Source organism: Pseudomonas aphyarum, assembly GCF_028657055.1.
Classification (GTDB): Bacteria; Pseudomonadota; Gammaproteobacteria; order Pseudomonadales; family Pseudomonadaceae; genus Aquipseudomonas; species Aquipseudomonas aphyarum.
On the sequence record NZ_JAMDGS010000018.1, the window covers coordinates 25,772 to 50,463 of the forward strand.

Annotated in this window: 22 protein-coding genes; 3 read left to right on the top strand and 19 right to left on the bottom strand. The window is 59.5% G+C overall.

The features are described 5' to 3' along the window. Positions 1-42: 42 nt before the first annotated feature. The 7 genes from M5G18_RS26355 to minC form a co-directional block, all read right to left on the bottom strand. Complete coding sequence (locus tag M5G18_RS26355; RefSeq protein WP_007960078.1) at positions 43-219, bottom strand: hypothetical protein; 177 nt, start codon at positions 217-219, stop codon at positions 43-45. A gap of 132 nt (positions 220-351) precedes the next feature. Further along, positions 352-1,641 (bottom strand): M18 family aminopeptidase, encoded by a 1,290-nt coding sequence (locus M5G18_RS26360; RefSeq protein WP_273900173.1) that lies wholly within the window; start codon positions 1,639-1,641, stop codon positions 352-354. A gap of 76 nt (positions 1,642-1,717) precedes the next feature. After that, on the bottom strand, positions 1,718-2,818 hold the full coding sequence (locus M5G18_RS26365; protein ID WP_273900172.1) for a hypothetical protein: 1,101 nt from the start codon (positions 2,816-2,818) through the stop codon (positions 1,718-1,720). Between the two features lie 15 nt (positions 2,819-2,833). After that, positions 2,834-3,469 carry an RluA family pseudouridine synthase gene (locus tag M5G18_RS26370; protein WP_007960072.1) on the bottom strand — a complete coding sequence of 212 codons (636 nt, stop codon included), beginning with the start codon at positions 3,467-3,469 and terminating at the stop codon, positions 2,834-2,836. Positions 3,470-3,560: 91 nt separating this feature from the next. Further along, positions 3,561-3,815: a cell division topological specificity factor MinE gene (minE, locus tag M5G18_RS26375; RefSeq protein ID WP_007960071.1), complete on the bottom strand. Its 255-nt coding sequence runs from the start codon at positions 3,813-3,815 to the stop codon at positions 3,561-3,563. Next, positions 3,815-4,627, bottom strand: a complete 813-nt coding sequence (gene minD, locus M5G18_RS26380; protein ID WP_064378705.1) for a septum site-determining protein MinD — start codon at positions 4,625-4,627, stop codon at positions 3,815-3,817. The genes minE and minD overlap by 1 nt, the downstream gene beginning before the upstream one ends. Before the next feature lie 169 nt (positions 4,628-4,796). Then, a complete protein-coding gene (gene minC, locus M5G18_RS26385; protein WP_273900171.1) occupies positions 4,797-5,534 on the bottom strand; it encodes a septum site-determining protein MinC in 738 nt (245 codons plus the stop codon). 117 nt (positions 5,535-5,651) lie between these two features. Here minC and M5G18_RS26390 point away from each other — a divergent pair, with 117 nt between their 5' ends. Together M5G18_RS26390 and M5G18_RS26395 are read left to right on the top strand one after the other, a co-directional pair. Further along, positions 5,652-6,584, top strand: a complete 933-nt coding sequence (locus M5G18_RS26390; protein WP_007960061.1) for a lipid A biosynthesis lauroyl acyltransferase — start codon at positions 5,652-5,654, stop codon at positions 6,582-6,584. A gap of 35 nt (positions 6,585-6,619) precedes the next feature. Next, entirely contained in the window at positions 6,620-7,792 is a 1,173-nt protein-coding gene (locus M5G18_RS26395; RefSeq protein WP_007960059.1) for a patatin-like phospholipase family protein, read from the top strand. Positions 7,793-7,830: 38 nt separating this feature from the next. Here the strand turns inward: M5G18_RS26395 and M5G18_RS26400 are convergent, their stop codons facing one another. From M5G18_RS26400 to puuE, 8 genes are all read right to left on the bottom strand, one after another. Then, the gene (locus tag M5G18_RS26400) at positions 7,831-8,616 is read right to left on the bottom strand and encodes an outer membrane protein OmpK (protein ID WP_102718282.1); all 786 of its coding nucleotides are present in this window, start codon (positions 8,614-8,616) and stop codon (positions 7,831-7,833) included. A gap of 372 nt (positions 8,617-8,988) precedes the next feature. Next, a complete protein-coding gene (locus M5G18_RS26405; RefSeq protein ID WP_007960055.1) occupies positions 8,989-9,774 on the bottom strand; it encodes an outer membrane protein OmpK in 786 nt (261 codons plus the stop codon). Between the two features lie 86 nt (positions 9,775-9,860). Next, a complete protein-coding gene (locus M5G18_RS26410) occupies positions 9,861-11,219 on the bottom strand; it encodes a nucleobase:cation symporter-2 family protein (protein WP_011333188.1) in 1,359 nt (452 codons plus the stop codon). A gap of 168 nt (positions 11,220-11,387) precedes the next feature. Then, positions 11,388-12,701 (bottom strand): urate hydroxylase PuuD, encoded by a 1,314-nt coding sequence (locus M5G18_RS26415; RefSeq protein WP_064378710.1) that lies wholly within the window; start codon positions 12,699-12,701, stop codon positions 11,388-11,390. A gap of 51 nt (positions 12,702-12,752) precedes the next feature. Then, a complete protein-coding gene (locus M5G18_RS26420; RefSeq protein ID WP_027613342.1) occupies positions 12,753-13,256 on the bottom strand; it encodes an ureidoglycolate lyase in 504 nt (167 codons plus the stop codon). A gap of 127 nt (positions 13,257-13,383) precedes the next feature. Continuing rightward, complete coding sequence (gene alc / locus M5G18_RS26425; protein ID WP_007960036.1) at positions 13,384-14,379, bottom strand: allantoicase; 996 nt, start codon at positions 14,377-14,379, stop codon at positions 13,384-13,386. A gap of 87 nt (positions 14,380-14,466) precedes the next feature. Beyond that, on the bottom strand, positions 14,467-14,982 hold the full coding sequence (gene uraD, locus M5G18_RS26430; RefSeq protein WP_007960034.1) for a 2-oxo-4-hydroxy-4-carboxy-5-ureidoimidazoline decarboxylase: 516 nt from the start codon (positions 14,980-14,982) through the stop codon (positions 14,467-14,469). Continuing rightward, complete coding sequence (puuE, locus tag M5G18_RS26435; RefSeq protein ID WP_007960032.1) at positions 14,979-15,905, bottom strand: allantoinase PuuE; 927 nt, start codon at positions 15,903-15,905, stop codon at positions 14,979-14,981. Before puuE ends, uraD begins: the two co-directional genes overlap by 4 nt. Before the next feature lie 430 nt (positions 15,906-16,335). On the opposite strand from puuE, the gene uraH reads away from it, so the two are divergent. Further along, positions 16,336-16,689 carry a hydroxyisourate hydrolase gene (gene uraH, locus M5G18_RS26440; protein WP_011333195.1) on the top strand — a complete coding sequence of 118 codons (354 nt, stop codon included), beginning with the start codon at positions 16,336-16,338 and terminating at the stop codon, positions 16,687-16,689. A 107-nt stretch (positions 16,690-16,796) separates the two neighbouring features. Here the strand turns inward: uraH and M5G18_RS26445 are convergent, their stop codons facing one another. The 4 genes from M5G18_RS26445 to M5G18_RS26460 all read right to left on the bottom strand — a co-directional run bounded on the left by M5G18_RS26445 (position 16,797) and on the right by M5G18_RS26460 (position 24,631). After that, on the bottom strand, positions 16,797-18,344 hold the full coding sequence (locus tag M5G18_RS26445) for a hypothetical protein (RefSeq protein WP_273900170.1): 1,548 nt from the start codon (positions 18,342-18,344) through the stop codon (positions 16,797-16,799). Between the two features lie 6 nt (positions 18,345-18,350). Next, on the bottom strand, positions 18,351-19,973 hold the full coding sequence (locus M5G18_RS26450) for a hypothetical protein (RefSeq protein ID WP_273900169.1): 1,623 nt from the start codon (positions 19,971-19,973) through the stop codon (positions 18,351-18,353). 148 nt (positions 19,974-20,121) lie between these two features. Next, positions 20,122-23,802: a calcium-binding protein gene (locus M5G18_RS26455; protein ID WP_273900168.1), complete on the bottom strand. Its 3,681-nt coding sequence runs from the start codon at positions 23,800-23,802 to the stop codon at positions 20,122-20,124. 199 nt (positions 23,803-24,001) lie between these two features. Beyond that, entirely contained in the window at positions 24,002-24,631 is a 630-nt protein-coding gene (locus tag M5G18_RS26460) for a LysE family translocator (RefSeq protein WP_007960020.1), read from the bottom strand. Positions 24,632-24,692: the final 61 nt, after the last annotated feature.

The following is a 24,692-nucleotide window of genomic DNA, read 5'->3' on the forward strand; positions in this document are numbered from 1 at the left end:
AGTGTACGAGCCCGCCAGATTCAATGCGAGCCGGGCGCGGATTTATTCGTTGAGTTTGGCGAGGATCTTGTAGACCACGGTGGCCAGGATCATCAGCATGCCGATCCACATGGCGAACACTCCGGCATTCTTGTCACGGAAGTTGAAGCCGATGGCCAGCAGAATCATTCCGCACAGGATGGGAATGAGCATGGAGTGGAACGCAGACATCGAGATCATGGCGACAGCCTTGTCGAAGGGAATGATTCAAGTCTAGGTGGGTTTTCGATGGACGGTGCTGATGTGTATCAGAAATGAGCCGGTTCTACAGGCCGGAGGATCGCAGCTCCACGCTGCGATCCCGGCTGTTTCCTACGGCAATTCGCGACTGGCGTAGAACGCGCTCAGCACTTTGACCAGGTGGGCCAGGTCATGGCTGCCGCACAGTTCGCGGATCGAGTGCATGGCGAACGTTGGCAGGCCGATGTCGACCGTGCGCACGCCCAGGTGGCTGGCGGTGATCGGGCCGATGGTCGAGCCGCAGCCCATGTCGCTGCGCACCACGAAGCTTTGCACCGGCACTTCTTCGGCCATGCACAGATGACGGAAGAAACCGGCGGTTTCGCTGTTGGTGGCGTAGCGCTGGTTGCTGTTGACCTTGATCACCGGTCCGGCGTTGAGTTTCGGGCCGTGATTGGCGTCGTGCTTGTCGGCGTAGTTCGGATGCACGCCGTGGGCGTTGTCGGCCGAGACCAGCAGGGATTTCTGGATGGTGCGTACGAATTCGTCACCTTCCGGGAGCAGACGGCGCAGGGTCTGCTCGAGCATCGGGCCGTCGGCGCCGCACGCCGAGCAGGAGCCGACTTCTTCGTGGTCGTTGCACACCAGCACGCATGTTTCTTCGGTGTCGGCGGTAAGCAGGGCTTGCAGGCCGGCATAGCACGACAGCAGGTTGTCGAGGCGCGCGCCGGCGATGAAGTCGCCATGCAGGCCGATGACGGCAGCGCTCTGGGTGTCGTAGAAACTCAGCTCGTAATCGAGCACCACGTCGGCGTTGAGGCCGTGTTCGCGAGCCAGTTGATCGGTGAGCACCGCGCGGAAGTCAACGCGCTCGTCACCGGCGAACTGCGCGAGAATCGGCGGCAGTTCGGTCTGGGCGTTGATGGCCCAGCCCTGGTTGGCTTCACGATTGAGGTGAATCGCCAGGTTGGGAATGATCGCGATCGGGGCATTGAAGTCGATCAGTTGGCTTTCGACCTTGCCGTCGCGGCGGAAGGTGACGCGGCCAGCCAGCGACAGGTCGCGGTCGAACCATGGCGCCAGCAGTGCGCCGCCGTAGACTTCGACACCCAGTTGCCAGAAGCCCTGGCGCTGCAATTCAGGCTGCGGCTTGACCCGCAGGCACGGGCTGTCGGTGTGGGCGCCGACCAGACGGATGCCGTCGTGCAGCGGCGAGTTGCGGCCCATCTTGATCGCGACGATCGAGGAATCGTTACGGGTGACGTAGTAACGACCATTGGCTTCGGTGTGCCAGGTTTCGCGCTCGTCGAGGCGCACATAACCGGCGGCCTCCAGGCGTTGAACAAGGCTGGCGGTGGCGTGGAACGGGGTAGGGGAGGCCTTGAGGAAGTCGATCAGGCCTTGGTTCAACTCTTCGCGCATAAGAAGCTCCAGACAGCAATGGGCGGGAGTTTAACGCATCGGCCTGATGCTTGGGACATGACATGTTGCGCTCGGGTCAGCGAGCGGCTTCCACGCGTTTTTTCAGGTAGTTCATGATCACTTTTTCGTCTTCAGGCTTGTCCGGGCGAGGCAGTTGCTTTGGCCAGCGGCTCTGTTCCAGAAGCTTCTTCTGACGGCTTTCGTCCCAGCGCAGGATTTCCCGCGAGGCGCATTCCCACCATTCATGACGACAGACGCTGTAGTAAGGATGATCCGGCGCGGCGCTGCCGTACAACAGATCCCGGCCGACCTTGCGCATGGCGCCGCTCTGGTTGCGCAGTTTCCACTTGATCTTCAGGCGTTGCCAGGCGGACGGAAAGGGTTTGACCCGAGGCACGTCAGTGCACAGCTCCACCAGTCGCTGGCTGAATTTCTCGCCGTGCTGGGAGAAGAAGAACGCCTGCATCGCGTGGAAGAAGCGTTTTTCCGCGAAGTAGTGGTAGACGTGTTTGCGCGCCTCCACCACTGGCCGTTCGCGCATCGCGTAGGACAGGGCGATCTGCTCGATGGTGTGGATCTCGAACCCGTCGGCCGTCCACTCATCGATCAGCCGGATCGACTCTTCGAACAATGCCGAGTCGCGGTCGGTGATGCCACACAGGCCGCTGTTGTAGAGCTTGAAACCGTTCTGCGGGGAAACACCGTGGACGCTGAGGTCACGGGCGAGCTTCAGGTAGTCAGGCCGTTCGAAAACGTCTTTCCAGTCGTATTCGAAGCGGTCCATCACCGACTGATTCACATCGATGTGTTTGAACAGGCTGTTCGGGTCACTGGTGAACAGCGTATCCGTGTCGACGAACAGGGTTTTCTCGGCCAGTTGCATGCCGGCGGCAATCGCGCAGGCCTTGCGCCGGTGGTGATAGCCGTTCTGTCCTTGCCAGCGGGTCAGGGTCGCTTCGTCGAGCAGCACGGTGTCGACCGGCCAGCCCTCGTAGTCTTGCGGCCGGTCAGTGAGGATCCTGATTGCCGGACGTTTGCCGTTTTTAGCCTGGGACAGGACGGTCAGGATGCTGAACTTGGCTTCGCGCCGGTAGACATCCTGATTGCCATAAATCAGGTAAAGCAGCTGATGTCGGGCTTTCTTGACCGGTGTTACCAGAGTATCGATACAACTCATCCTGAACAGAATCCTTTAAAACGGTGCCGGGCATTCGAAGCGCAAACGCTCGCCGGACTGTGGATGGGTGAAACTGAGCATGCTCGCATGCAGGCACAGTCGTGGCCAGGCCGCCAGGGCTTGCTCGTGGGCGTAGAGGCCGTCACCGAGCAACGGGTGACCGATCGACAGCATGTGCACGCGCAACTGGTGCGAACGCCCGGTGATCGGCGTGAGCTCCACGCGACACCAGTCGCCGCAACGCTCCAGCACGCGCCAGAAGGTCAGCGCGTGCTTGCCGAGTTCGTGATCGACCACGTGGCGCGGTTTGGTCGGCGGGTCGTAGCGCAAGGGCAGGTCGATGCTGCCGCTGTCCAGTTCCGGCTGACCCCAGCAGAGCGCAGTGTAGGCTTTCTCTGTTTCACGGTCGTGAAACTGCCGTGACAGTTCGCGGTGGGTGTCGGCGTCGCGGGCCAGCAGAATGATCCCTGAAGTTTCCCAGTCCAGACGATGGACGATACGCGCTTCCGGGTAGCCGTTTTCCTGCAGGCGGGTGATCAGGCAGTCCTTGTTGTCGTCGGCCCGGCCGGGCACGGAGAGCAACAGGGTCGGTTTGTTCACCACCAGAACGGCGGCGTCCTGATGAATGATTTGGACGTTGGACAGCGGCATTAAAACAGCCTCGTAACAAATGCCAACGGCGGCTCAGGGCCCCTCCGGTGTCGGAAGGGCCCTGAGCCGCCGTCGTTCCTGCCGGATCGACTCAGCGGTCTGGCAGGGTGATGTTGAGTTCCAGAATCGAGCAGCTGCCCTGGCTCTCCAGTGCCACGTGTACGTCGTCGTTGCCGATGTTGACGTATTTGCGGATCACTTCCACCAGTTCCTTCTGCAAGGATGGCAGGTAGTCAGGGGTGCTGCGCTGGCCGCGTTCATGCGCCACGATGATCTGTAGACGCTCTTTCGCGACCGAGGCGGTACTTGGCTTTTTGTTGGCACGAAAGAAGTCAAAAAGGTTCATTACCTACCTCCAAACAGACGCTCGAAGAATCCCTTCTTCTCGACATTCAGGAACCGGTGTTCTTTTTCCTTGCCCAGCAGGCGATCAACGGTATCGCTGTAGGCCTGGCCGGCGTCGCTCTGATCATCGAGGATCACAGGCACGCCCTGGTTGGAGGCCTTGAGTACGGCCTGGGATTCCGGAATGACGCCCAGCAGGCGCACGGCGAGGATTTCCTTGACGTCTTCGACGCCCAGCATTTCGCCTTTCTCTACACGCTCCGGGTGGTAGCGGGTGATCAGCAGGTGTTCCTGGATCGGCTCTTCGCCGCGTTCGGCGCGACGGGACTTGCTGGCCAGCAGGCCGAGCATGCGGTCGGAGTCACGTACCGAGGACACTTCAGGGTTGGTCACGACGATCGCTTCATCAGCGAAGTACATGGCCAGGTGGGCGCCTTTTTCGATACCCGCCGGGGAGTCGCAGACGACGAACTCGAATTGTTCCTTGAGCTCCATCAGGACTTTTTCCACGCCTTCCTGGGTCAGCGCGTCTTTGTCGCGGGTCTGGCTGGCGGCCAGCACATAGAGGTTTTCCAGGCGTTTGTCTTTGATCAGGGCCTGTTGCAGGTTGGCTTCGCCGTTCACGACGTTGACGAAGTCATACACCACGCGGCGCTCGCAACCCATGATCAGGTCAAGGTTACGCAAGCCCACGTCGAAGTCGACGATCACTGTTTTGTGGCCGCGCAGAGCGAGGCCGGTACCGATAGCGGCGCTGGTGGTGGTCTTACCCACACCACCCTTGCCGGATGTAACCACGAGAATCTTGGCCAAGGTGTTTCACCCCTAAGGAAGAAGGACTGTTCAGCCCCTGAAAAACATCTCTAGAAAACTACTGCAGTCGGACAGCCTTGGCTGGAATTCGGCTTTTGGCCTTTTTCCTACTTCGTTTGAGCCGTTTTCGCTACGTTTTAGAGATGCTTGGAAAATGCGGCAGTATCCGTTAAAGCCGAATGATGTTCAACACGTCGCCCGACAGGCTGACCTGTACGCCCGAACCCCACATCGGATCGCGACGCAGGTCCTCGGAAACCTTGTAATGGCCTGCGATGGAGATCAGTTCAGCGCTCAATTGCTGACAGAAAATCCGCGCCTTGGTGTCGCCCTTGACCCCGGCCAGCGCACGACCGCGCATCGGGCCGTATACATGGATGTTGCCATCGGCGAGAAGTTCCGCCCCCGGACTGACCGAGGAAACCACCACCAGATCGCCACCTTGCGCATATATCTGTTGGCCACCACGTACTGGCGTGGTGATGACGCGGGTCGGTTTGACGGCCGGCTCCGGCGGTTTTTCCGGCTTCTTCGGGGCGACGGGTTCGGCGCCTTCCAGCGGTCGTTCGCGGGCGCCGGACGGCGGCAGCACCGGGATGTCGATGGCGATGGCAGCGGCGATGTCTTCGATGCGGCTGGCACGGATCGCCAAGGTGCGCAGGCCGTGCTGGCGGCACACGCGCATCAGACCCGGCAGGTCGACAGCGCCCTCGCTTGGCGGCAGTTTGTCCAGCGCCAGAACCAGCGGCGCATTGCTGAAAAAATTCGGTGCCTGGGCGACTTTGGCGGCCAATTGCCGATCGAGGCTGTCCAGGTCGTTGCGGGACAGCTCCAGCACTGTAATGGCGAGCATGCTGCCCTTCAGCTGGAACACGGGATCTTGGTCTTTCGGTTCGGTTTGGCTCATGTCGGCATACAACGGCTTGTCACTAAAAGTGCCGAGACTTATAACGAGAACGCCCGCAGGCCGCAAGCCGGGTCGAACAATGTAGAATGCGCGGCCACTGTATTTACGGAAGCTTTAATGGATCGCCCGCGTTTTCGAAAAGCATTTCTTGCCCCACGCTTCTGGCCGCTCTGGTGCGGCCTCGGGCTGTTGTGGCTGATCGTGCAGCTGCCGTATCCGGCGTTGCTGGCCATCGGTCGCTTTCTCGGTGCCTTGATGTATCGCTTCGCCGGCGACCGGCGGCGCATCGCCAAGCGCAATCTGGAACTGTGTTTCCCGGAAAAATCCGCCGCCGAACGCAAGCGCCTGCTCAAGGAAAACTTCGCCTCCACCGGTATCGCCTTCTTTGAAATGGCGATGAGCTGGTGGTGGTCGCGTCAGCGCCTGGCGAAACTGGCTCACGTCGAAGGCCTGGAGCACCTGCAAAAGGCCCAGCGCGAAGGCAAGGGCGTGATTCTGATGGCGGTGCATTTCACCACCCTGGAAATCGGCGCGGCGCTGCTCGGCCAGCAGCACACCATCGACGGCATGTACCGCGAACACAAGAACCCGTTGTTCGACTTCGTCCAGCGTCAGGGCCGCGAGCGGCACAACCTCGATTCGCTGGCGGTGGAACGCGATGACGTGCGCGGCATGCTCAAATTGCTGCGCGCAGGCCGGGCGATCTGGTACGCGCCGGATCAGGACTACGGCGCCAAGCAGAGCATCTTCGTGCCGCTGTTCGGCATTCAGGCTGCGACCGTCACCGCCACCAGCAAGTTCGCCCGATTGGGCAAGGCATTGGTGGTGCCGTTCACCCAGGAGCGTCTGGCCGACGGCAGCGGTTATCGTCTGGTGATTCATCCGCCGCTGGAAGGTTTTCCGGGCGAGACCGAAGAAGAAGATTGCATCCGCATCAATCAGTGGGTCGAAGGCGTGTTGCGTGAGTGCCCCGAGCAATACCTGTGGGCACACCGACGCTTCAAGAGCCGGCCACCGGGCGAGCCGAAGCTGTACGCCAAACGCGGTTGATTGACCCATCCCCATAAGCACCACGGAGCGTTGCGATGAGCCCAGCTGAACCGGTCACAGGTTTGATTCTTTCCGGCGGCGGGGCTCGGGCGGCGTATCAGGTGGGGGTGCTGGCGGCGATTGCCGAATTGCTGCCGCTGGGGGCGGACAATCCGTTTCCGGTGATCGTCGGCACCTCGGCCGGGGCGATCAACGCGGTCAGTCTGGCCAGCGGTGCGACGGATTTTCGCGCCGCCATCGAACGCCTGACGCTGTTCTGGCAAGGCTTTCGCAGCCATCGCGTGTTGCGCAGCGACTGGCCAGGAGTGATCCGCCAGGCCAGTCGTTTCGTCAGCCACAGCCTGTTGGGCATGGGCCGGCAAATGCCGGTGGCGCTGCTCAACAGCTCGCCGCTACGTCATCTTCTCAACGAAAAACTGCACATGCCCGGCATCGCCGAGTCCATCGCCCGCAAGCAACTGCACGCGGTGGCGGTGACGGCGTTCGGTTACGAGTCGGGGCAAGCCGTGACCTTCTATCAGGGCGGCGGCACCATCGATTCCTGGCTGCGTCATCGGCGCATCGGTGTGCCGACGCAGTTGTCGGTGGAGCACTTGCTGGCCAGTTCGGCGATCCCGCTGTTGTTCGCGCCGGTGAAGATCGGCGATGAATATTTCGGCGATGGCGCGGTGCGACAGTCGGCGCCGATCAGCCCGGCGCTGCATCTGGGCGCGAGCCGGGTGCTGGTGGTGGGCGTCAGCGGCAACCCGCGCGGTTTTGATCCGGCGCAACCGCTGGAGCGCACCTACACCGGGCAGCAGCCGACGCTGGCGCAGATCGGCGGGCACATGCTCAACAGTACGTTCATTGATAGCCTGGAAAGCGACATCGAGCTGCTTCAGCGTCTCAACCAGTTCAGTCATCTGATGCCCGAAGGCACGCCGACTCGTGCGCTGGGGGTGGCGCCGGTGGAGGTGCTGGTGATTTCGCCGAGTCAGCCGATCGATGAAATCGCGGCGCGGCATCGCCAGGAGCTGCCGGCGGCGTTGCGGTTGTTTCTGCGTGGGCCGGGAGCGACCAAGACGAGCGGGGCAGGGGTGTTGAGTTACTTGCTGTTCGAGGCGGGGTATTGCAGCGAATTGATCGACCTTGGACGGCGCGATGCACTGGCCAAGCGCGATGAGCTGTGCCGGTTTCTCGGGATTGGCGAGGCGCTGGTTCCGGCCTGAGAACGATGGCGCCCGAGCGGGCGCCATCTGAACCTTCATCAGAAGTGGAACTTCACCAGGAAGCTGGTCACGTTCTGATTGGTGGTGAAGGCCTTGGTGTCGTCGATACCGTACTTGTCTTTCCAGTAGTCGTATTCAACACCGACGTACAACTGCTTCTCGCCGAAATTCAGCGCCTTGCCCAGGTCGTATTTGACCTGCGGGTTGAAGTGCAGGTTGGCGTGGTATTCGCCTTTGTTGTTGACGTCGTTGTCGACCACCCAGTCCATGTAGCCGTCGATCAGGATGTTCGAGTCGCCCACCGGAATGGTGTAGGACCAGACCGGCGTGATCTGCCAGACGTTGTCACCCGGACGCGAGCCTTCGGTGTGACGCTGGTAGAAGTTCAGCTGGAAGTAGTCGAAGCCCGGAATGGCCAGGTCGAAGCCCGGGCCGATCAGGTAGGACTCGGTGTCACCCTCGCCGAACTCGTAGGTCATCGCCAGCAGGACGTCCTTGATCGGGCCGAACTCGATCTTCTGGTCGAGAACCTTGCCCAGCGAGATGCGTGGCTGGAACTCGCCGTAGTAGGTGTTCGGACCGTTGTTGAAGTCCTTGTCACCGTTGTAGAAGATCTTGTCGAGGAAGAAGAAGTTGTCCCCGTACTTCCACGCATCGGCGTGCTCGAAGGTCACGGTCTGCTGGATGGCCGGGTTGACCTTGAAGTCCTTGCCGTAGAGGTAGGTCAGGCTGTTGTTCTGCCATTGCAGCAGGCCGTCGGCCATGGCCTGACCCCCTGCCAGCAGCGATCCCGCAAGCATCAGGCTGGTGCACATACGTTTCATTCGGTTGCTCCCAAAGTAGGTGTTCCACGTTTATTTTTTTGAGTCGGCGCTCTGGTGTGGCGCCTTTTTTCGTTGCTGCAAAAGTCATCCATCCGGTCAGCTTTAGTGCTGTTAGCAAGAGCTGAGCCAAGGCTTTTCGAAAAGCAAAAAAACGCCCGTCGGCTGCTGAAAAACAGTCGATTGAGCGTGTTTTCGGGATGCCTCGGTACTGACCGCGGCCGGGATAAGTTGGCTTTTCGGTCAGGAATTAAATTCGGGCTTTTTTTTAGACCGAATTCAGGAGGCCGCGGAGAATACTGACTCAACGGCCAGGCCTCAAGTGCCCCGCAACAGAGCACCGACGACAGGTAGGGGGCACGGTTGCGGGTCATCTTAGAAGTGCACCTTCACCAGCAGGCTGGCGGTGTTCTGGTTGGTGTCGAAACTGTGGGTGCTTTCGACCCCGTATTTGTTTTTCCAGTAGCTGTATTCGGTGCCGACGTACACCTGCTTCTCACCCCAGCCGAGGGCTTTGCCCAGGTCGTATTTGATCTGCGGGTTGATGTGCAGGTTAGCGTGATAGGTGCCGCGCGAGTTCTGATCGTTGTCGACCACCCAGTCCAGATAGCCGTCGATCAGCAGGTCGGAATTGCCCACGGGAATGCTGTAGGACCAACCGGGGGTGATCTGCCAGACGCCGTCGCCGGGGCGCGGGCCTTCGGTCTGGCGGCGATAGAAATTCAGGGTGAAATAGTTGAAGCCCGGCACCTTGAGGTCGAAGCCGGGGCCGATCAGATAGGCCTCGCTGTCGCCTTCGCCGTACTCGTAGGTCATGGCCAGCAGCACGTCCTTGATCGGGCCGAACTCCAGCTTTTTGTCGAAGATCTTGCCGAACGACAGGCGCGGGCTGAATTCGCCGTAGAAGGCGTGGGGCCCTTTGTTGCGGTCTTCCTGGCCGTTGTAGAAGATCTTGTCGACGAACAGGAAGTTGTCGCCGTACTTCCACTTGTCGGCGTGCTCGAACGTCACCGTCTGCTGGATCGACGGGTTGATCGCGAAGTTCTTGCCGTACAGGTAGCTCAGGCTGTTGGTCTGCCACAGCAATAAATCGCCGGCCATGGCTTGCGATGCGGCCAGCAGGCCGCCGCTCAACAACACGTTGGTTTGAGTCCGGATCATCTGTTGCTCCCTCTTGTTTTTATTGTTTGAGGCAAAGCTGTCGCGAGGGGGCAGGCTTGGGCGAGCCCCCTTTTTTACTCTTCGGATCAGTGCGGGTGTGCGTGGCAGTCGTTGATCGCGGCGCGTTCGGCGCCACCGAGAATGTTGAACAACAGGTTCAGCGTCAGCGCGCTGAGGGTGGCCATGGCGATCCCGCTGTGGGTGATCGGGCTCATCCACAACGGCAGGTGGGCGAAGAATTCCGGGCGCACCACCGGGATCAGGCCCATGCCGATGCTCACGGCTACCAGCAATTGATTGCGACGGTCGCCGATGTCGGCTTCCTGCAGGATCTTGATGCCGGTCGCCGCCACCATGCCGAACATCGCAATCGCCGCGCCACCGAGCACCGCCGGTGGAATCGACGCCACCAGGAACGCGGCTTTCGGCAGCAGGCTCAGAACGATCAGCAAGCCGCCGGCAACGATGGTCACCGAACGGCAACGCACGCCGGTCATCTGCACCAGGCCGATGTTCTGCGCGAAGGAGGAGTGGGTGAAGGTGTTGAAGAAGCCGGCGAAGAACGACGCGCCGGCATCACACAGCAGGCCGCGACGCAGCATGCGCGGGCAGACTTCCTGGCCGGTGATCTTGCCCAGCGCCAGAAACATCCCGGTGGACTCGACGAAGATGATCACCACCACCAGACACATCGACAGGATCGGTGCCAGTTCGAACTTCGGCATGCCGAAATGCAGCGGGGTGACGAACTGAACCCATGGCGCGTTGGCCATGCCGCTCAGGTCGACCATGCCGATGGCGCCACAGAGCACGTAGCCCAGGCACATGCCGATCAGCACAGAAATGTTGACCCAGAAGCCGCGCATGAAGCGGTGGATCAACAGAATGGTGGCCAGCACCAAAGCGGCGATGGCCAGATAAATCGGTGAACCGAATTGAGCGGCGCCAGCGCCGCCACCGGCCCAGTTCACGGCCACGGGGAACAGCGACAAACCGATCGAGGTGATGACCGTGCCGGTCACCAGAGGCGGGAAGAAGCGTACGACCTTGGACATGAACGGCGCGATGATCATGCCGAAGAACCCGGCGGCGATGGTGGCGCCGAAGATTCCCTGCAGACCGATGCCGGGCATGCCGGCCATGGCGACCATGCTGCCGACGGCGGCGAAACTGGCGCCCATCATCACCGGCATGCGAATGCCCATCGGGCCGATCCCCAGGGACTGCACGATGGTGGCGATGCCGGCGACCAGCAGGTCGGCGTTGATCAGGAAGGCGATTTCTTCACGACTCAGGCCAGCGGCCTGTCCAATGATCAGCGGTACCGCGATGGCGCCGCCGTACATCAGCAGTACATGTTGCAAACCGACCAGGATCAGTTGCAAAAGGGGCAAACGCTGAATGGCGGGTGCGTCGGGGATGCGCGCTTTGGACAGCTCGGACATGCAACACCTCGGATCTTTTTTATTCTTGTGATTAACAGCTGCCGGGTTGCTCACAGCTGTTTCTTTGCATCAGGTAAACCGCGTTGCGGCTAATCGCTGGCAAGCCAGCTCCCACACAGGCAGTGCAAAACCCTGTGGGAGCTGGCTTGCCAGCGATGCTTTTACTGCTTAGTTGGTCTGGGCTCCCTGGGCGATCCATGCACCAATCAGGTCACGTTCCTGCTGGGTCATCTGTGTGATGTTGCCCAGTGGCATGATCTGCGTGGTGATGGCTTGCGCCTGGATCCGCGCCGCGTTCTGGCGGATCTGCTCGGGGGTGTCGAACATCACACCGGCCGGTGCAGCGCTGAACAGCGGGCTGGTCGGTTTGGCCGAATGGCAGACCGCGCAGCGTTCCTGGATCACGTTGTGCACCTTGTCGAACGCAGGGCCGGCGTTGGACGCCTGAGCCGGAGCGGCGGCCGGTGCAGCAGGAGCTGCCGGTTGTGCAGCTTCAGCCGGTTTCGCGCCACCACCCAAAGCCGTTTCCGGCAGCGGCTGGTACTCGATTTTCGCAGGCGCCTTGGCCACGTCCGGAGCGGTCGACATCGGCGCAGGGCCGGTGACGTACGCCAGACTGATCATGCCTACCGCTGCAACCGGCAGGGTCCAGGCAAACTTGTGGCTGTCGTGACGGGTGTTGAAGTAGTGACGCACCAACACCGCCAACACTGCGATCCCGGCCAGGATCAGCCAGTTGTACTGGCTGCCGTAAGTGCTCGGGAAGTGGTTGCTGATCATGATGAACAGCACCGGCAGGGTGAAGTAGTTGTTGTGACGCGAACGCAGCAGGCCTTTGGCCGGCAGCGCCGGATCCGGCGTGCGGTTCTCGGCAATCGCGGCGACCAGTGCGCGCTGCGCCGGCATGATGATGCGGAACACGTTGCCGACCATGATGGTGCCGATGATCGCGCCGACGTGCAGGTACGCACCACGACCGCTGAACACCTTGCTGAAGCCATACGCCGCGCCGATGATCAGCACGAACAGGATGAAGCCGAGCAGGGCCGGTTTCTTGCCCAGAGGCGAATCGCAGAGGAAGTCGTAGATGAACCAGCCGGCGATCAGCGAACCGATGCCGATGGCCACGCCTTCAGGGCCGGTCAGGCCGCTGCCGGGTGCCACGAGGTAGAGCACGGGGTTGGAGTAGAACACCACGCACAGCAGCGCGATCCCCGACATCCAGGTGAAATAGGCTTCCCATTTGAACCAGTGCAGGTTCTCCGGCATCGACGGAGGGGCCAGTTTGTATTTTTCCAGGTGATAGATACCGCCGCCGTGGATCGCCCACAGATCACCGGCAAGACCGGTTTTCGGGTTGACGCGGTTGAGGTTGTTCTCCAGCCAGACGAAGTAGAACGACGCGCCGATCCAGGCCACGCCAGTGATCATGTGAACCCAGCGCACGCTCAGGTTCAGCCATTCCAACAGATGTGCTTCCACAGTCTTTACCTCTCGCCCGTCACTCTTGTTGTCGAGTGATCGGACCTTCTCTTATTGGTGGGGGGCGAGGATCAAACGCTCATCCTCTTTGAAAAAATGCTCATCGCAGTTATTGCCTGTGCCACTGCGATCAACCACCAGGAAGTCATCCCGCTTTTCGATCGTCAGCACCGGGTGGTGCCAGACGCCGCGATGGTAATTGATGCCCTGCCTGCCGTTGGTGACGAAGGCGCGGACCAAGCCTGATACAGGTACATCGCCAAGTGGCGCGACCACGATCAGAAAGGGGTTGCCGAGCAGCGGAATGAAAGCCTGGCTGCCCAGCGGATGGCGTTCCAGCATGCTGACGGTCAGCGGCATGTCCTGCGCGTCGGCGCGGAAGATGCTGATGATCGCGTTGTCCTCAGGCGTCGCGGTTTCGACCGTCGCCAGTTTGTGGAAGCGCATGGTCGAACCGTTGTTGATCATGAAGTGATCGCTGCCGTCGGTTTCGATCACGTCACCGAAAGGGGCGAAGGCTTCTTTGGTCAGCGGTTCAATCGTCAGTGTGCGCATGCTGTTCTTCTTATCCAAAATTCTGTGTTGTTAGAACTATCGCCATCGCGGGCAAGCCCGCTCCCACAGTGGACTGTGGCGTTCACAAAACCTGTGGGAGCTGGCTTGCCAGCGATTGGGTTCAACCTTATTTAGCGACCTTGCCCAGTACGCGCAGGCGGCTCACACCACCGTCCGGGAACACGTTCAGACGGATGTGGGTGATCGGGCCCAGCGCCTTGATCTGCTCGACGAAGGTGTGTTCGGCGTGCATTTCCAGCTTCTGGCTTGGCAGCAGTTCGCGCCAGAACAGCGACTGGGTTTCGATCTGGCTGTCGGTGCCGCCCTTGACGAACGCGCCCTGGATCGAGCAGGTGTCCGGGTAGTTGCCCTTGAAGTGCAGGGTGTCGACGATGATTTTTTCGATCTCGCCCGGGTGGCCCAGCGCGACGATCACCCAGTCATTGCCCGGGGTGCGACGACGTGCGGTTTCCCAGCCGTCGCCCATGTTGATGCCACGGCCCGGGTTGAGGATGTTGCTCATGCGGCCGAAGTGTTCGTCGGAGCAGGCGAGGGCGCGGCCACCGTTGAGGGCTGCGGCCAGGTCGACTTGCTCGTTGTCGCCAACAGCCGACCAGTCGCGGAACGGAATGCCATACACGCGCAGACGAGCCACGCCGCCATCCGGGTAGATGTTGAAGCGCAGGTGGCTGAACGCCTTGTCGTTGCTGATTTCGTGGTAGTGGTGGCTGTTGCCCTGCAGCTCGACGGCCGACAGCACTTCAGTCCACTGGGTGTTTTCGTCCGGCTCGCCCGACGCCAGGAAGCAGGCTTCCAGCGAGGCCGATGGCGGGAAGTTGCCGGTGAAGAATGAAGTGTCGATGTCCACGCCTTTGATCGAACCCGGTACGCCCAGGCGGATCACCGCGCTGTCGTAGCCTTCGAAGCGCTTGCGGCGGGACTCCCAGCCGTCCATCCACTTGCCGTTGTCATCGAACACGCCCTCCTTCCACACGGCCGGGGTCGGCTGAAACAGACGATTGGCGTCTGCGAACCAGTCATCGGTGACCGAGATGATTTTGGTGCCCAGACGGGCATCGGCCAGGTTGACGAACTTCTCGAAAGGTACGGCGTAAGCTTTCATTCTTCTTGTCTGCCTTTAAATAAGTGGCTTGGGATGCTTGCGAGGCCCTGGGTGCTCTCCGCGTTTGATGCACTCGGGCCAGGCTTGCTAGAGAGTCAGTAATCGGAACAGGGCGATCTTGTTGATCTCCGCCAGCGCACATTTGAACTCGGTGTCGACCGGGTTGTGAATGCGCGTTTCGAACGCCGCGAGGATCTGATGCCGGTTGCTGCCTTTTACCGCCATGATGAAGGGAAACTTGAACTTGGCTTTGTAGGCGTCGTTCAGCTCGGTGAAGCGCTGGAACTCTTCGGCCGTGCATTGGTGAATACCGGCGCCAGCCTGTTCATTGGTGCTGGCTTCGGTCAACTCGCCCTGGACGGCAGCTTTGCCGGCCAGGTCCGGGTGAGCGTTGATCAGTGCCAGCTGGCTGGCGTGATCGGCGCTCAACAGGATGTCGCTCATGCGCTGGTGCAGGGTTTCGATCTGGTCGATCGACGCGTCCTGGCCCAGGTCGAAGGCCTTCTCGGCCACCCATGGCGAATGTTCGTAGATGTCGGCGAAGGCTTTGACGAAGGCGTCGCGGCTCAGGGTCGACGGTTTCAGGGTTTGAAAGGTGCTCATTTGGCAGCCCCTTGGTACGGGTGGGTTTCGTGCCAGTGACGCGCGATGTCGACGCGGCGGCTGAACCACACCTGTTCATGACTTTTAGCGTATTCGATAAAGCGCTTGAGCGAAGCCAGACGCGCCGGACGGCCCACCAGACGGCAGTGCAGGCCGATCGACAGCATCTTCGGCGCTTCGGCGCCTTCGGCGTAAAGCACGTCGAACGCATCTTTGAGGTATTCGAAGAAATCGTCGCCCTTGTTGAAACCCTGGACCTGGGTGAAGCGCATGTCGTTGGTGTCCAGGGTGTACGGGATCACCAGGTGCGGCTTGCCGGTCGGGTTGTTCGGTTCCCAGTAGGGCAGGTCGTCGTCGTAGGTGTCGCAGTCGTAGAGGAAACCGCCTTCTTCCATCACCAGGCGACGGGTGTTCGGGCCGGTGCGACCGGTGTACCAGCCCAGCGGGCGCTCGCCAGTGAGTTCGGTGAGGATGCGGATCGCTTCGAGCATGTGCTCGCGTTCCTGCGCTTCGTCCATGTACTGGTAGTCGATCCAGCGGTAGCCGTGGCTGCAGATCTCGTGACCGGCTTCGACCATCGCGCGGATCACGTCCGGGTGACGCTGGGCGGCCATGGCCACGGCGAAGATGGTCAGCGGAATGTCGAATTCCTTGAACAGTTTCAGGATCCGCCAGACGCCAGCACGGCTGCCATACTCGTAAAGCGATTCCATGCTCATGTTGCGCGCGCCTTGCAGAGGCTGGGCCGCGACCATTTCCGAGAGGAAGGCTTCCGATTCTTTGTCGCCGTGCAGAATGTTGCGCTCGCCGCCTTCTTCGTAATTGAGCACGAACGACAGGGCGATCCGGGCATTGCCCGGCCAGTGTGGGTGAGGAGGGTTACTGCCGTAACCGATCAGGTCGCGTGGGTAGTCAGCGCTCACTGCAGTCTTCCTTCTTATTCGTTGACAGATTGTGTGGCGCCCTGAAGTTTGGATGGCAGGCTGGCGTCACAGCGATGGGCTGATTGTATACAACTTTATTCTCAATTTGTAAGCCTGAATTTTCGCATTTTTCACCGGCTGTCATCTTTTGCTGTTAATGGCGTGAACCTGCAAGAAACCTGCCTGACCAGTCAGCTAATGGATTGGGGGTTCAATGAATGCGAGGTGACGGGGCAAATCACCGGGAAATCGAAGGATGGCGGGGGTAGGAGGAAAAATGTCGTTTTTATTGTGTACAATTTTTTTGAAAAGTGTCTTAATCAATCGCTCGCCGCAGCTTTTCGTGCTCCGAAACGGTGCGGTCTCCTTTTCAACTGACTTCGGGAGGCGCGAAGTCTGACTGCTCCACGCAGGCAGGCGCGCAGAATCAATGGGACGTTTGACAACACACGTTTTGGACGCTGCACACGGTTGCCCGGGCAGCTCGATCAAGGTCGAGCTGTACCGCGTTGAAGGTTCGCACCTGGAATTGGTCGCCAGTGCGCTTACCAACAGCGATGGCCGGGTCGATGCGCCGCTGCTGCAAGGCGATGACTACCGTACCGGTGTCTATCAGGTTCAGTTCCACGCCGGCGATTACTACCGCGCCCGTGGCGTCCAGTTGCCGGAGCCGGCATTCCTGGACGTGGTCGTGCTGCGGTTCGGCATCTCTGCCGAACAGGATCACTACCACGTACCGTTGCTGATCTCGCCTTACAGCTATTCCACCTATCGGGGCAGCTGACCCCCAAGCAGCTGCCCCCACCGGGAAGCGACTGCGCATATAGCTTCTTTGGTCTTTCGCCCGCTCACACTGCGGGCTTTTTTTTGTCGGTCATCGGGTGGTCAGGATCAGATCTGAGCCTGTCCGTCACGCACGATCAACACCGTATCGTCGGCACCGGCCCTTATCTGCGTGCCACCCCGCAGCCACACGACCTTGTTCTCGGCATGCGCAGCAATGACCGCCGTCGCGGCAGGCGCGCCCACCTGAACGTGCAGGCGCAGGCTGGCGCTGTGCTGATCGGATGTGAGCGCCTGTTTGATGTTTCGTCCTCGGATGCGATGCAGACTGATGAAAAATACGTAGTCATGTCCCGAGCGCTTGAACACCAGGGCCGGGTAGGAATTGGACGGACTGGGGTCGAACACGCTGTAGCCGTTTCGGGTGAGCAACGATGCCATGAATCGTTTGATCTCCACCCCCGATTGGGTGGAGGTGTAAAAGTCCCATTCCCGGTGGAAAAGCACTGGATCGAAATCCAGTCGCTGCAACGGACCGCCCGGTGACGGCGTCGGCAATTCGATGAGGCGGGTCGTCCCACTGCCCGACGTCGGCAGAATCGGCAGCATCAGCAATGGATCTGCCAGTTGCGGGCGCGGATAGACATTGCCGGCCTTCCAGTCATTGAAGGTTTGTCGCAGAAGGGTCAAACCCGAGCCGGTGGCGGTGTGGCTGCCATTGGCCATTACAAATTGATGGAAGGCGACATTCTCCAGTGAGGTCGCCGATAACTGCGGAAAGTACTGACGGACGTAATCCGTCAATGGGCGTTCGAACGGCAGCGTCGGATCAATTTGCCAGTGATGGGCGGGTGGAACCTGAATGGCGCCTCGCGGCTGTTGCTGCAGGTCCGATCCGAGCGTGCGGTTCAGCAGGTCGAAGTCGTAAATCATGTGATTCGGGTTCTTGATGTAGACGATCGGATCGCTCGCATCGCCTCGCGGAATGACTTTGTACTGAATCCCGTCGACCCGGATGTCACCCGTGGTGGCGTGTTGCGGGTCGATGCCCCAGCTGTTCCACCGTTCAGGCGTCTCATCGGGGCGACGACGTTTGGGTGGTACGGCTGACTGTCCATCATCCGGCAAGGGGTGGCGCGTGATGATCAGTCGCGAAGTATCGGCATCCGGTGTGTTCTGCGCCGGGACCGGCCGCCACATCAGCGTACCTTGAACCCGTTCCAGCAATGGACCCGACGCGAGAAGCTCGTTCGATAACCGGGCCCTTGTTCCACTCTGTGCATCCGGACCGGTCAGCACTGTCCCGCCTTCGACAAGATCGACATAGGCATGGCGTCCCGCGGATCGAATGCCGCTTTGCACGTCGGGAGGCGGCAGTCTGCTGACCAGTCCGGGTGCGAGAAAATAACTGCCGATCGGCCTTTGTGCAGTGCTGTCGCGAACATGCGTGTCGGCGGGGAGTTCGTAGATTTCGATCATCTGCCGGCGGGGCACGGGGGGCGCAGGCAATTGCCAGGCCGGGTGGGTCAGGGTCGGATCGATCAGGCTGTCAGGCACCCGACGCGGGGGGGCTGGAATGTCCGGCGTGGTATTCCGGACGACAGGCGTGGTATCCGGTGCATCTGTTTTCGGTCGGGTGGGGCGTTTGGGGCTCATTGACGATCAGCCTTCTCGAAGAATAAATAGGGTGGGGCGGTCCGGAGTCGGTTGTTGAATGCCGCCCACCAGATAGTTGATTTTGTTCTGCGCCAGCATGGTGTTCAGCCGTTGTTTCCCGGCGTCGTCGAGTTTCATCAGCGAGGCCGAACTGATCAGCTCGGAGCCCGGTTTGGTGTAGCGAGAGATAAAGCCCGAGGACAGGGGAGGGAGTTTCAGAATGAAAAGTGTGTCGTGCCCTTCCCGATTGAACACCAGCGCGTTCTCCAGCAGCGTGGGATCTGGCGGGTTCACCGTATAGCCGCTCTTGAGCAGGACGCTGTGGAAAAGTCTTTGCAAGCCCGCAGATCCTGGTGCCGACGTATAGTCCTGCCATGCCTGGCCGGTTTTCTGCGGATCGAAGTCCAGTCGCTGCAGATGCGGCTCGGACGTTACAGGCAGCACGATTCTTCCGCCGAAAGTCCCGTCGCTGATGACGGGCTGTACCGGCAACAACAGCAACGGGTCTGCGAGGTGCCTGGGGGCCGGGATGGACCTGTCTCTCCAGTGGCGCAATGTCTGGCCCAGTGCCTGCAGCCCTTCACCGTTGATCACTTCCGCACCACGGGACTGGAAGAACATGGTCTTTGCCACTGCTCTGGCTGATGCCTCGGACAGGCACTCGAAAGTGTCGGTGACGTACTGTGTCAGCGGTTTCTCGAACGGCAGATGATGTTCGACAACCGTCCAGTGGTTGTCCGGGCCTCGCGCTGCCCAGCGCGGCTGCAGCGTAAGATCGTCATTGAGCATCTGCTCGAATGCTTCAAAGCGTTCCGGGCTGAAGCGCGGATTTTTGATGCAGACAACAGGCGTATTGGAGCGGACGATCTGCGACACGATCGGATAATGCAGCCCGTCTATTTCTATCGATTGTCCGCCGGCGGGTTTTGTCGGTTCGCCCCAGTTCCGCCACAGGTCAAGGGACAGATTCAGCGGCTGATGGGGGAGGGGTGAAGACTGTTCGGTGGTCGGGCTCGAATCCGCCGGATGGTCCTCGTTATCCAGGCGCGAACGTTTGCCTGAACCGGCTTCGGCGTCTGATTCGTCGACATGTGGACGACGTGTCGCAATCGCTGGTCGTTTTTGCCACAGATACGTATCCCGGATCCGCTCAACCAGGAAGCCGGATGGAATCAGTTCGCTGGCCGAGGTCAACTGAAAGCGCCCGTCAGGGTGTTGATGGACCATGGCCGTGCCTTCACGCATGTCCACGTAGATTCGCTCGCGACCGTCACGGCGGATGCCTTGCGCAGAGTCCGTTGCCGGGGTCAGCCTGGTCGCCAGATGCGCCGCAATGAACACCGGCGATGCGGGCCTTGCGGATGTTTCCGGCTCAGTGACTGACGCGTGTAGTGGCTGACGGGGCAGCATGTCGCTGACTTCGACAGAGGGTTGTCGGGGCGAGCCATCAGGCTGCGCCGTGCGCTGCGACGAAGGTCCGGAAGCATCTGGCACCCTGGCCTGCAAATGCAGGCCGGGGTGAATGTTCGAAACGTTGTCGACGTTATCGACATTGACACGGGGCGTGTCTGTTGTCGTTCTTTGAGTCGACGAACTCGCTGGAGTCATCGGCTTGGGTGGCTTGGCCATTTGAAGTGCTCCGGTAAACGACTGATTCAGCCTGGCTAAAGGGGGCTGAATGATCGTCAAACCGGACTTGCGGCATGTGGTATATAAATCAATTGGCACACGTGACTGATGCAAAGCGTTTCCGGCTGAGCCCGTACTTTTCCGGGCATCAGTTGTAGTGCGATTGTCCGGATAAAAGCCAGGCAAGTCGTTTTGCCTTCGACAGTTTCGCGGGGTAATCCAGTGAGAGGTCGCCCAGCAGTCTGACGCATTGATCACGCAGGGTTCTCAAGGCTTGTTCGCCGAGGGGAGGCGAGTAAGCAAGAGCGATCTGTGCCACTTCCTGGAACAACTTCAGTTGGTGGTTACAGTGGTTGCCCGTCTGCAGGTCTTTGCGATCAATGTCACGGGACTTATCTGTGTCGAGTATCCATTTGCGCTGCGTCAAGTGAAACCGCAGTGCACCGACGCTGCCATCTTTCATGGCAATGTTGCGCACCAATATGTGGTCCTCCGTGTATTGCTCCAGTTCGGCGGGTAATGGTGTTGATACATCGGTTGCCGGTACAAGGAACCGTGCATCTATCGCATCGATGTAAACCGCCTCGAAGATCAGGTCCACTGCCCAGACAATGCCTTGTGCGGTAATCACGCGAATCTGGTCGATAAGGTCGTTGGCGTTCTTGTATTCCGGCAGGTAAATGATCGTCTGGCCGATTTGTAACTGGTTGTCGACGAGCCTGATGTCGATGCTGCCCAGGCCGGAGGCGTCGAATTCCCATGTGGAAGAAAATGCCAGTTGCCGGCTCGCGGTCGCCAGTGCGTCCGGCGTAGAAATACGCAACGACATGCCGGGGCTGAGGTGGACGAGGTACTTCGAACCTTCACCTGTCAGGTTTTCCACGGCTGTCTGTTGCGCAGCCGCATTAAGCTTGACGCACTTCTCACGGCTGCCCAGCGTATGCGCTTCGTTATCGAGTGGTTGCAGGTATTGATGCGCGCCCTCCCTTGGCGACAGCGGCAACGGTACGGTGCTGCTCCATTGCATCGGGCCGCTTATTTCAAAGGTGTCGCTCAAAAAGAGATTATCGGCTGCGGGAGGCAGGACGAGCCGATAAGACACGCCGTCGTTCATGATCAGAATGAACGAGTGATTGAAGGCCAGTTCAGGTGCTTTTAACCGGGGCTTGAGGTTACGCAGGCCCGCCCTGATCGAAGAGGCCAGATTTTTGACCGATATCTGTTTGCTGCCGAAATGCAGCGTCATCCCGCATTCCTTGAACATGATGTAGTTGAAGTGAGTTCCGTAGGTAAGGTCGGCGTTGTAGTGCGCTTCTACGCAAGTCAGTTCGGTACTGGCATGGTCGACGTGCAGTGAGGTGGCAATCTTTTTTCCGGGTTGCCCTGACCGGAAAACAGTCTTGGTCTTGTTGCGGGACACCCAGTAGCTTGAGCTTTTGTCATGAGGAACAGTGCACTCGGTATCAAACACTATAACGGGCAGATGACGGATTCCCTGTCGCAGGATCACCACTTCCACATCGACCGGTTGCGCTGTTTCGATGCTGGCTGGAAGTTCTGGCGAAAAGTGAAATCCATCCTGGGTGATGAACGTCAGCTTTCCATTGCGTAACGTTCGTTTGTCGGCGGTTTGCTGATAGACATTCTTGATAATGACAACTTTCTTGCTGGTATCGTCGAATTCGAATCCCGAGGTGATGACCAGTTCCCGGTTTTCAATCTTCCAGCTTTCGATCAGGTCGGATCGCCAGTCCAGTGCAATGATGCTCGGGTCTGTCCCGTCTTCAATAATCGATACGATGCCGGGAACATGAGCGATCGCGTAGGCATCCTTTCCCGCACCGCCATTGGCCGATGCGTAACGGTCGAGTAAGTAAATCTGATCTTCGCCCGCACCGGCATCAATGTCGTCCCTGCCTCGGGACTTGATAATGTTCGGGCCATCGCTGCCGACGACTTCGTTGGTTGCGCCGGCCAGGGTCTCGACGTTTTCGATACCGTGCAGATTTGTGTGCGGCTTGTAGGCCCGTTCTTTTCGCGTTGGCGGTTTGACCAGCAACGACATTTCGCCCTTGTGCAAATCGACTCTGAAACCGTAGCGATCGTCGTTGGTTTCGGGGAAGTCTCCCGCCAGTTTCAATGTGTCGTTACCCGCGCCACCTTTCAGTTCACAAATCAGAGTTTCGTCAGTGCCGGTTTTCAGCAGATCGGCAGCGCCCTCGAAAACGAACTCATCGGCGTTATCGCCTCCGACCAGGTTTTTGTGGCCGGCGCCGTAATAGAACCTGTTGGATTTCTTTTCCACCCCCACAATCGCGTCGTTACCGCCACCGATGAACCACAGAATGTCCTTGTCGTCAGCGCAAGTTCCAAGCACTGCGCCGGGTGTGTCGTTGGTGACGCCTGCACTCGCGTCGATGTTGTCGTTGGTATCGCTGATTCGTGGACGCTTGATCGTCTTGTACTTCGGATTCTCCCGGGTCCACTCATAAGTCGCGACCTGGAGTGATTCGATATCCACCTGGAAACTGCCATTGACGATGGCTTCGGTCTGATCTTTCAGCGTTTCGTCCAGCAACTTGCGGGCAGTGTTTTGCAGTTGTGTTGAATGCTGGGCGGCTGATTTGGCAATGAGGTGACGATCCTCAATGCTTTCATCCGGGCTGATGCCCCAGAACGCAAACCAGCCTGTACGCAGACGCTCTTCGGTGGTCAGCGTGATGTAATCGTCAATGTCATCGACCACATTGATCGCCGCCCAGACTCGCGATCCCGCGACCAGCAGCAAGCCTGCGACCAGCCCGATCGGGCCCGCCGAGGAAAATCCGGCGAGGGCTGCGGCACCGAGCAGCACGGTCATGGTCGCGCTGGTAACACTCAACCCGGCATTTACATAGTGATTGATGGCTTCTTTGCCGGTTGTCCTGGCTGCCGCCTTGAAACCATCGACGGCAGAAATGATATCGAAGGGCAACGTCAGGGCGCCGCCAATCAAGCCACCGCCGCGCCCCAGCTTGAGGGCGAAACTGGTTTTGGCAAAACCCTTGAAGGCACTCTCGCTGGCCTTGAGCATTTGTGTGGCTTTGTGGGCGACGGCCAGATCAACCGCTATCGAAGCAACGTCAGCGGTGAACGCCGAACTGTTGAACACGATGCCATACGAATCCTTGTCTCTGATTGCATCTTGCAGACCGCGCAGACCACTGTAGATCCCGAACGCCTGAAGTCCGATACCCGTGCTGGCCATGGTGCGGCTGGTTGAGCGTTTGACCCAGTTCGGGAGTGTCTCCTCGATATGGGCATGGCGGATGTCGAGTTTTTGCGCCGAGTTCAGAAGTTTTTTCAGTTTGGCCTGATAAGCCGCTGGATCGGTGAAAGTATCGAGTGAGTCATTCAACAGCGGGGGCGCTGTCAGGGGACGACGGCTGGCCAGTTCAAAGAGCAGGGCCGGCAGCAAGTAATCGTCGGCTCCTGATGTTGTTTTCATCCGCGCTTCAATGGCGGCCGGGTCAAACTGCAAGGCGTTGATAAAGCGCTTTCCAGGTGTGCGGAAAAACGTGTTATCGCCATTCAACGGAAGCCCGTCAACGGTAGCGCCCAATGCATCCAGCGCTCTGCGGGTGATTGAATATCCGCCTATCTGGAGTGGGCCGAAGACTTGATCCACGGTTTTCAACTGCGCTCTTTTATTTTTGAGCACAGGAGAGGACGGCTGGGAGTTGTCGTCATAGTCGATCGTTGAAGGTTGCCGTTCATTGGCGACAAGTTGCATGTCGGCAATGTCTACATCGTTATGTTCGATCGATGACGGGAGGATAAGGGTAGCCATTTGAACATCCTTGTTCTGAAGATGAGGTCGCGTTGTGCCGTCATCTTAGGAAGAGGGTTCAAACGAAGTACATCGGCGGGGTGTTGCGGTGTGTTGCGTTTTGGAAGCGGAAGTTGCTGCCAGTTTCGATGCATGAATCGAGTGTCGAAACTGGCAGTCAGAATGAACTATCTAAAGCTCGGAACATTGTCTGCAAGTATCAGTGCCCGCTGAGCAGCGATGCAGCACCGGCACCGCCGAACAATCCGGCGCTGATGCGGTTGAACCAGCTCTGGCCCTTGCCGCTGCGCAGGTAACGCGCAGCGCCGTGGGCACCGAGGCCGTAGGTCAATTTGCACAGCAGATCGAGCAGCGTCCAGGTGGCGATCATCACCAGCAGTTGGGGCAGGAACGGTTGCTCGGCGCTGAGGAACTGCGGCAGAAACGCGGCGAAAAACAAAATGTCTTTAGGATTGCTCGCGCCCAGCACGAAGGCCCGGCTGAACAATGCGCGGAATTTCGGAACCGGTGCGGCCTGAGGCACTTCGGCACCCACCGACGGCTGGCGCGATTGCTGCCAGCTCTGCCAGGCGAGGTAGAACAGGTAAATCGCGCCGACGATCTTCAGGGCGCTGAACAGTTTTTCGGACGCCAGCAGCAGGGCGCCCAGCCCCAGCGCCGAGGCACTGAGCAGGCAGATCGAGGCGAACACGCCGCCAAGAAACGCCGGGTACGAACGACGCAGACCGTAATTCAGACTGTTGCTGATCATCAGCAACGACAGCGGCCCCGGAATCAGGATCACCACCAGCGCAGCGCCGCTGAACAGCAGCCAGGTTTCCAGACTCATCACTTGCTCCTTTTTATCGTTATCAAGAATGTGCAAAAGCCCCACCCGGTGGGGTGAGGCT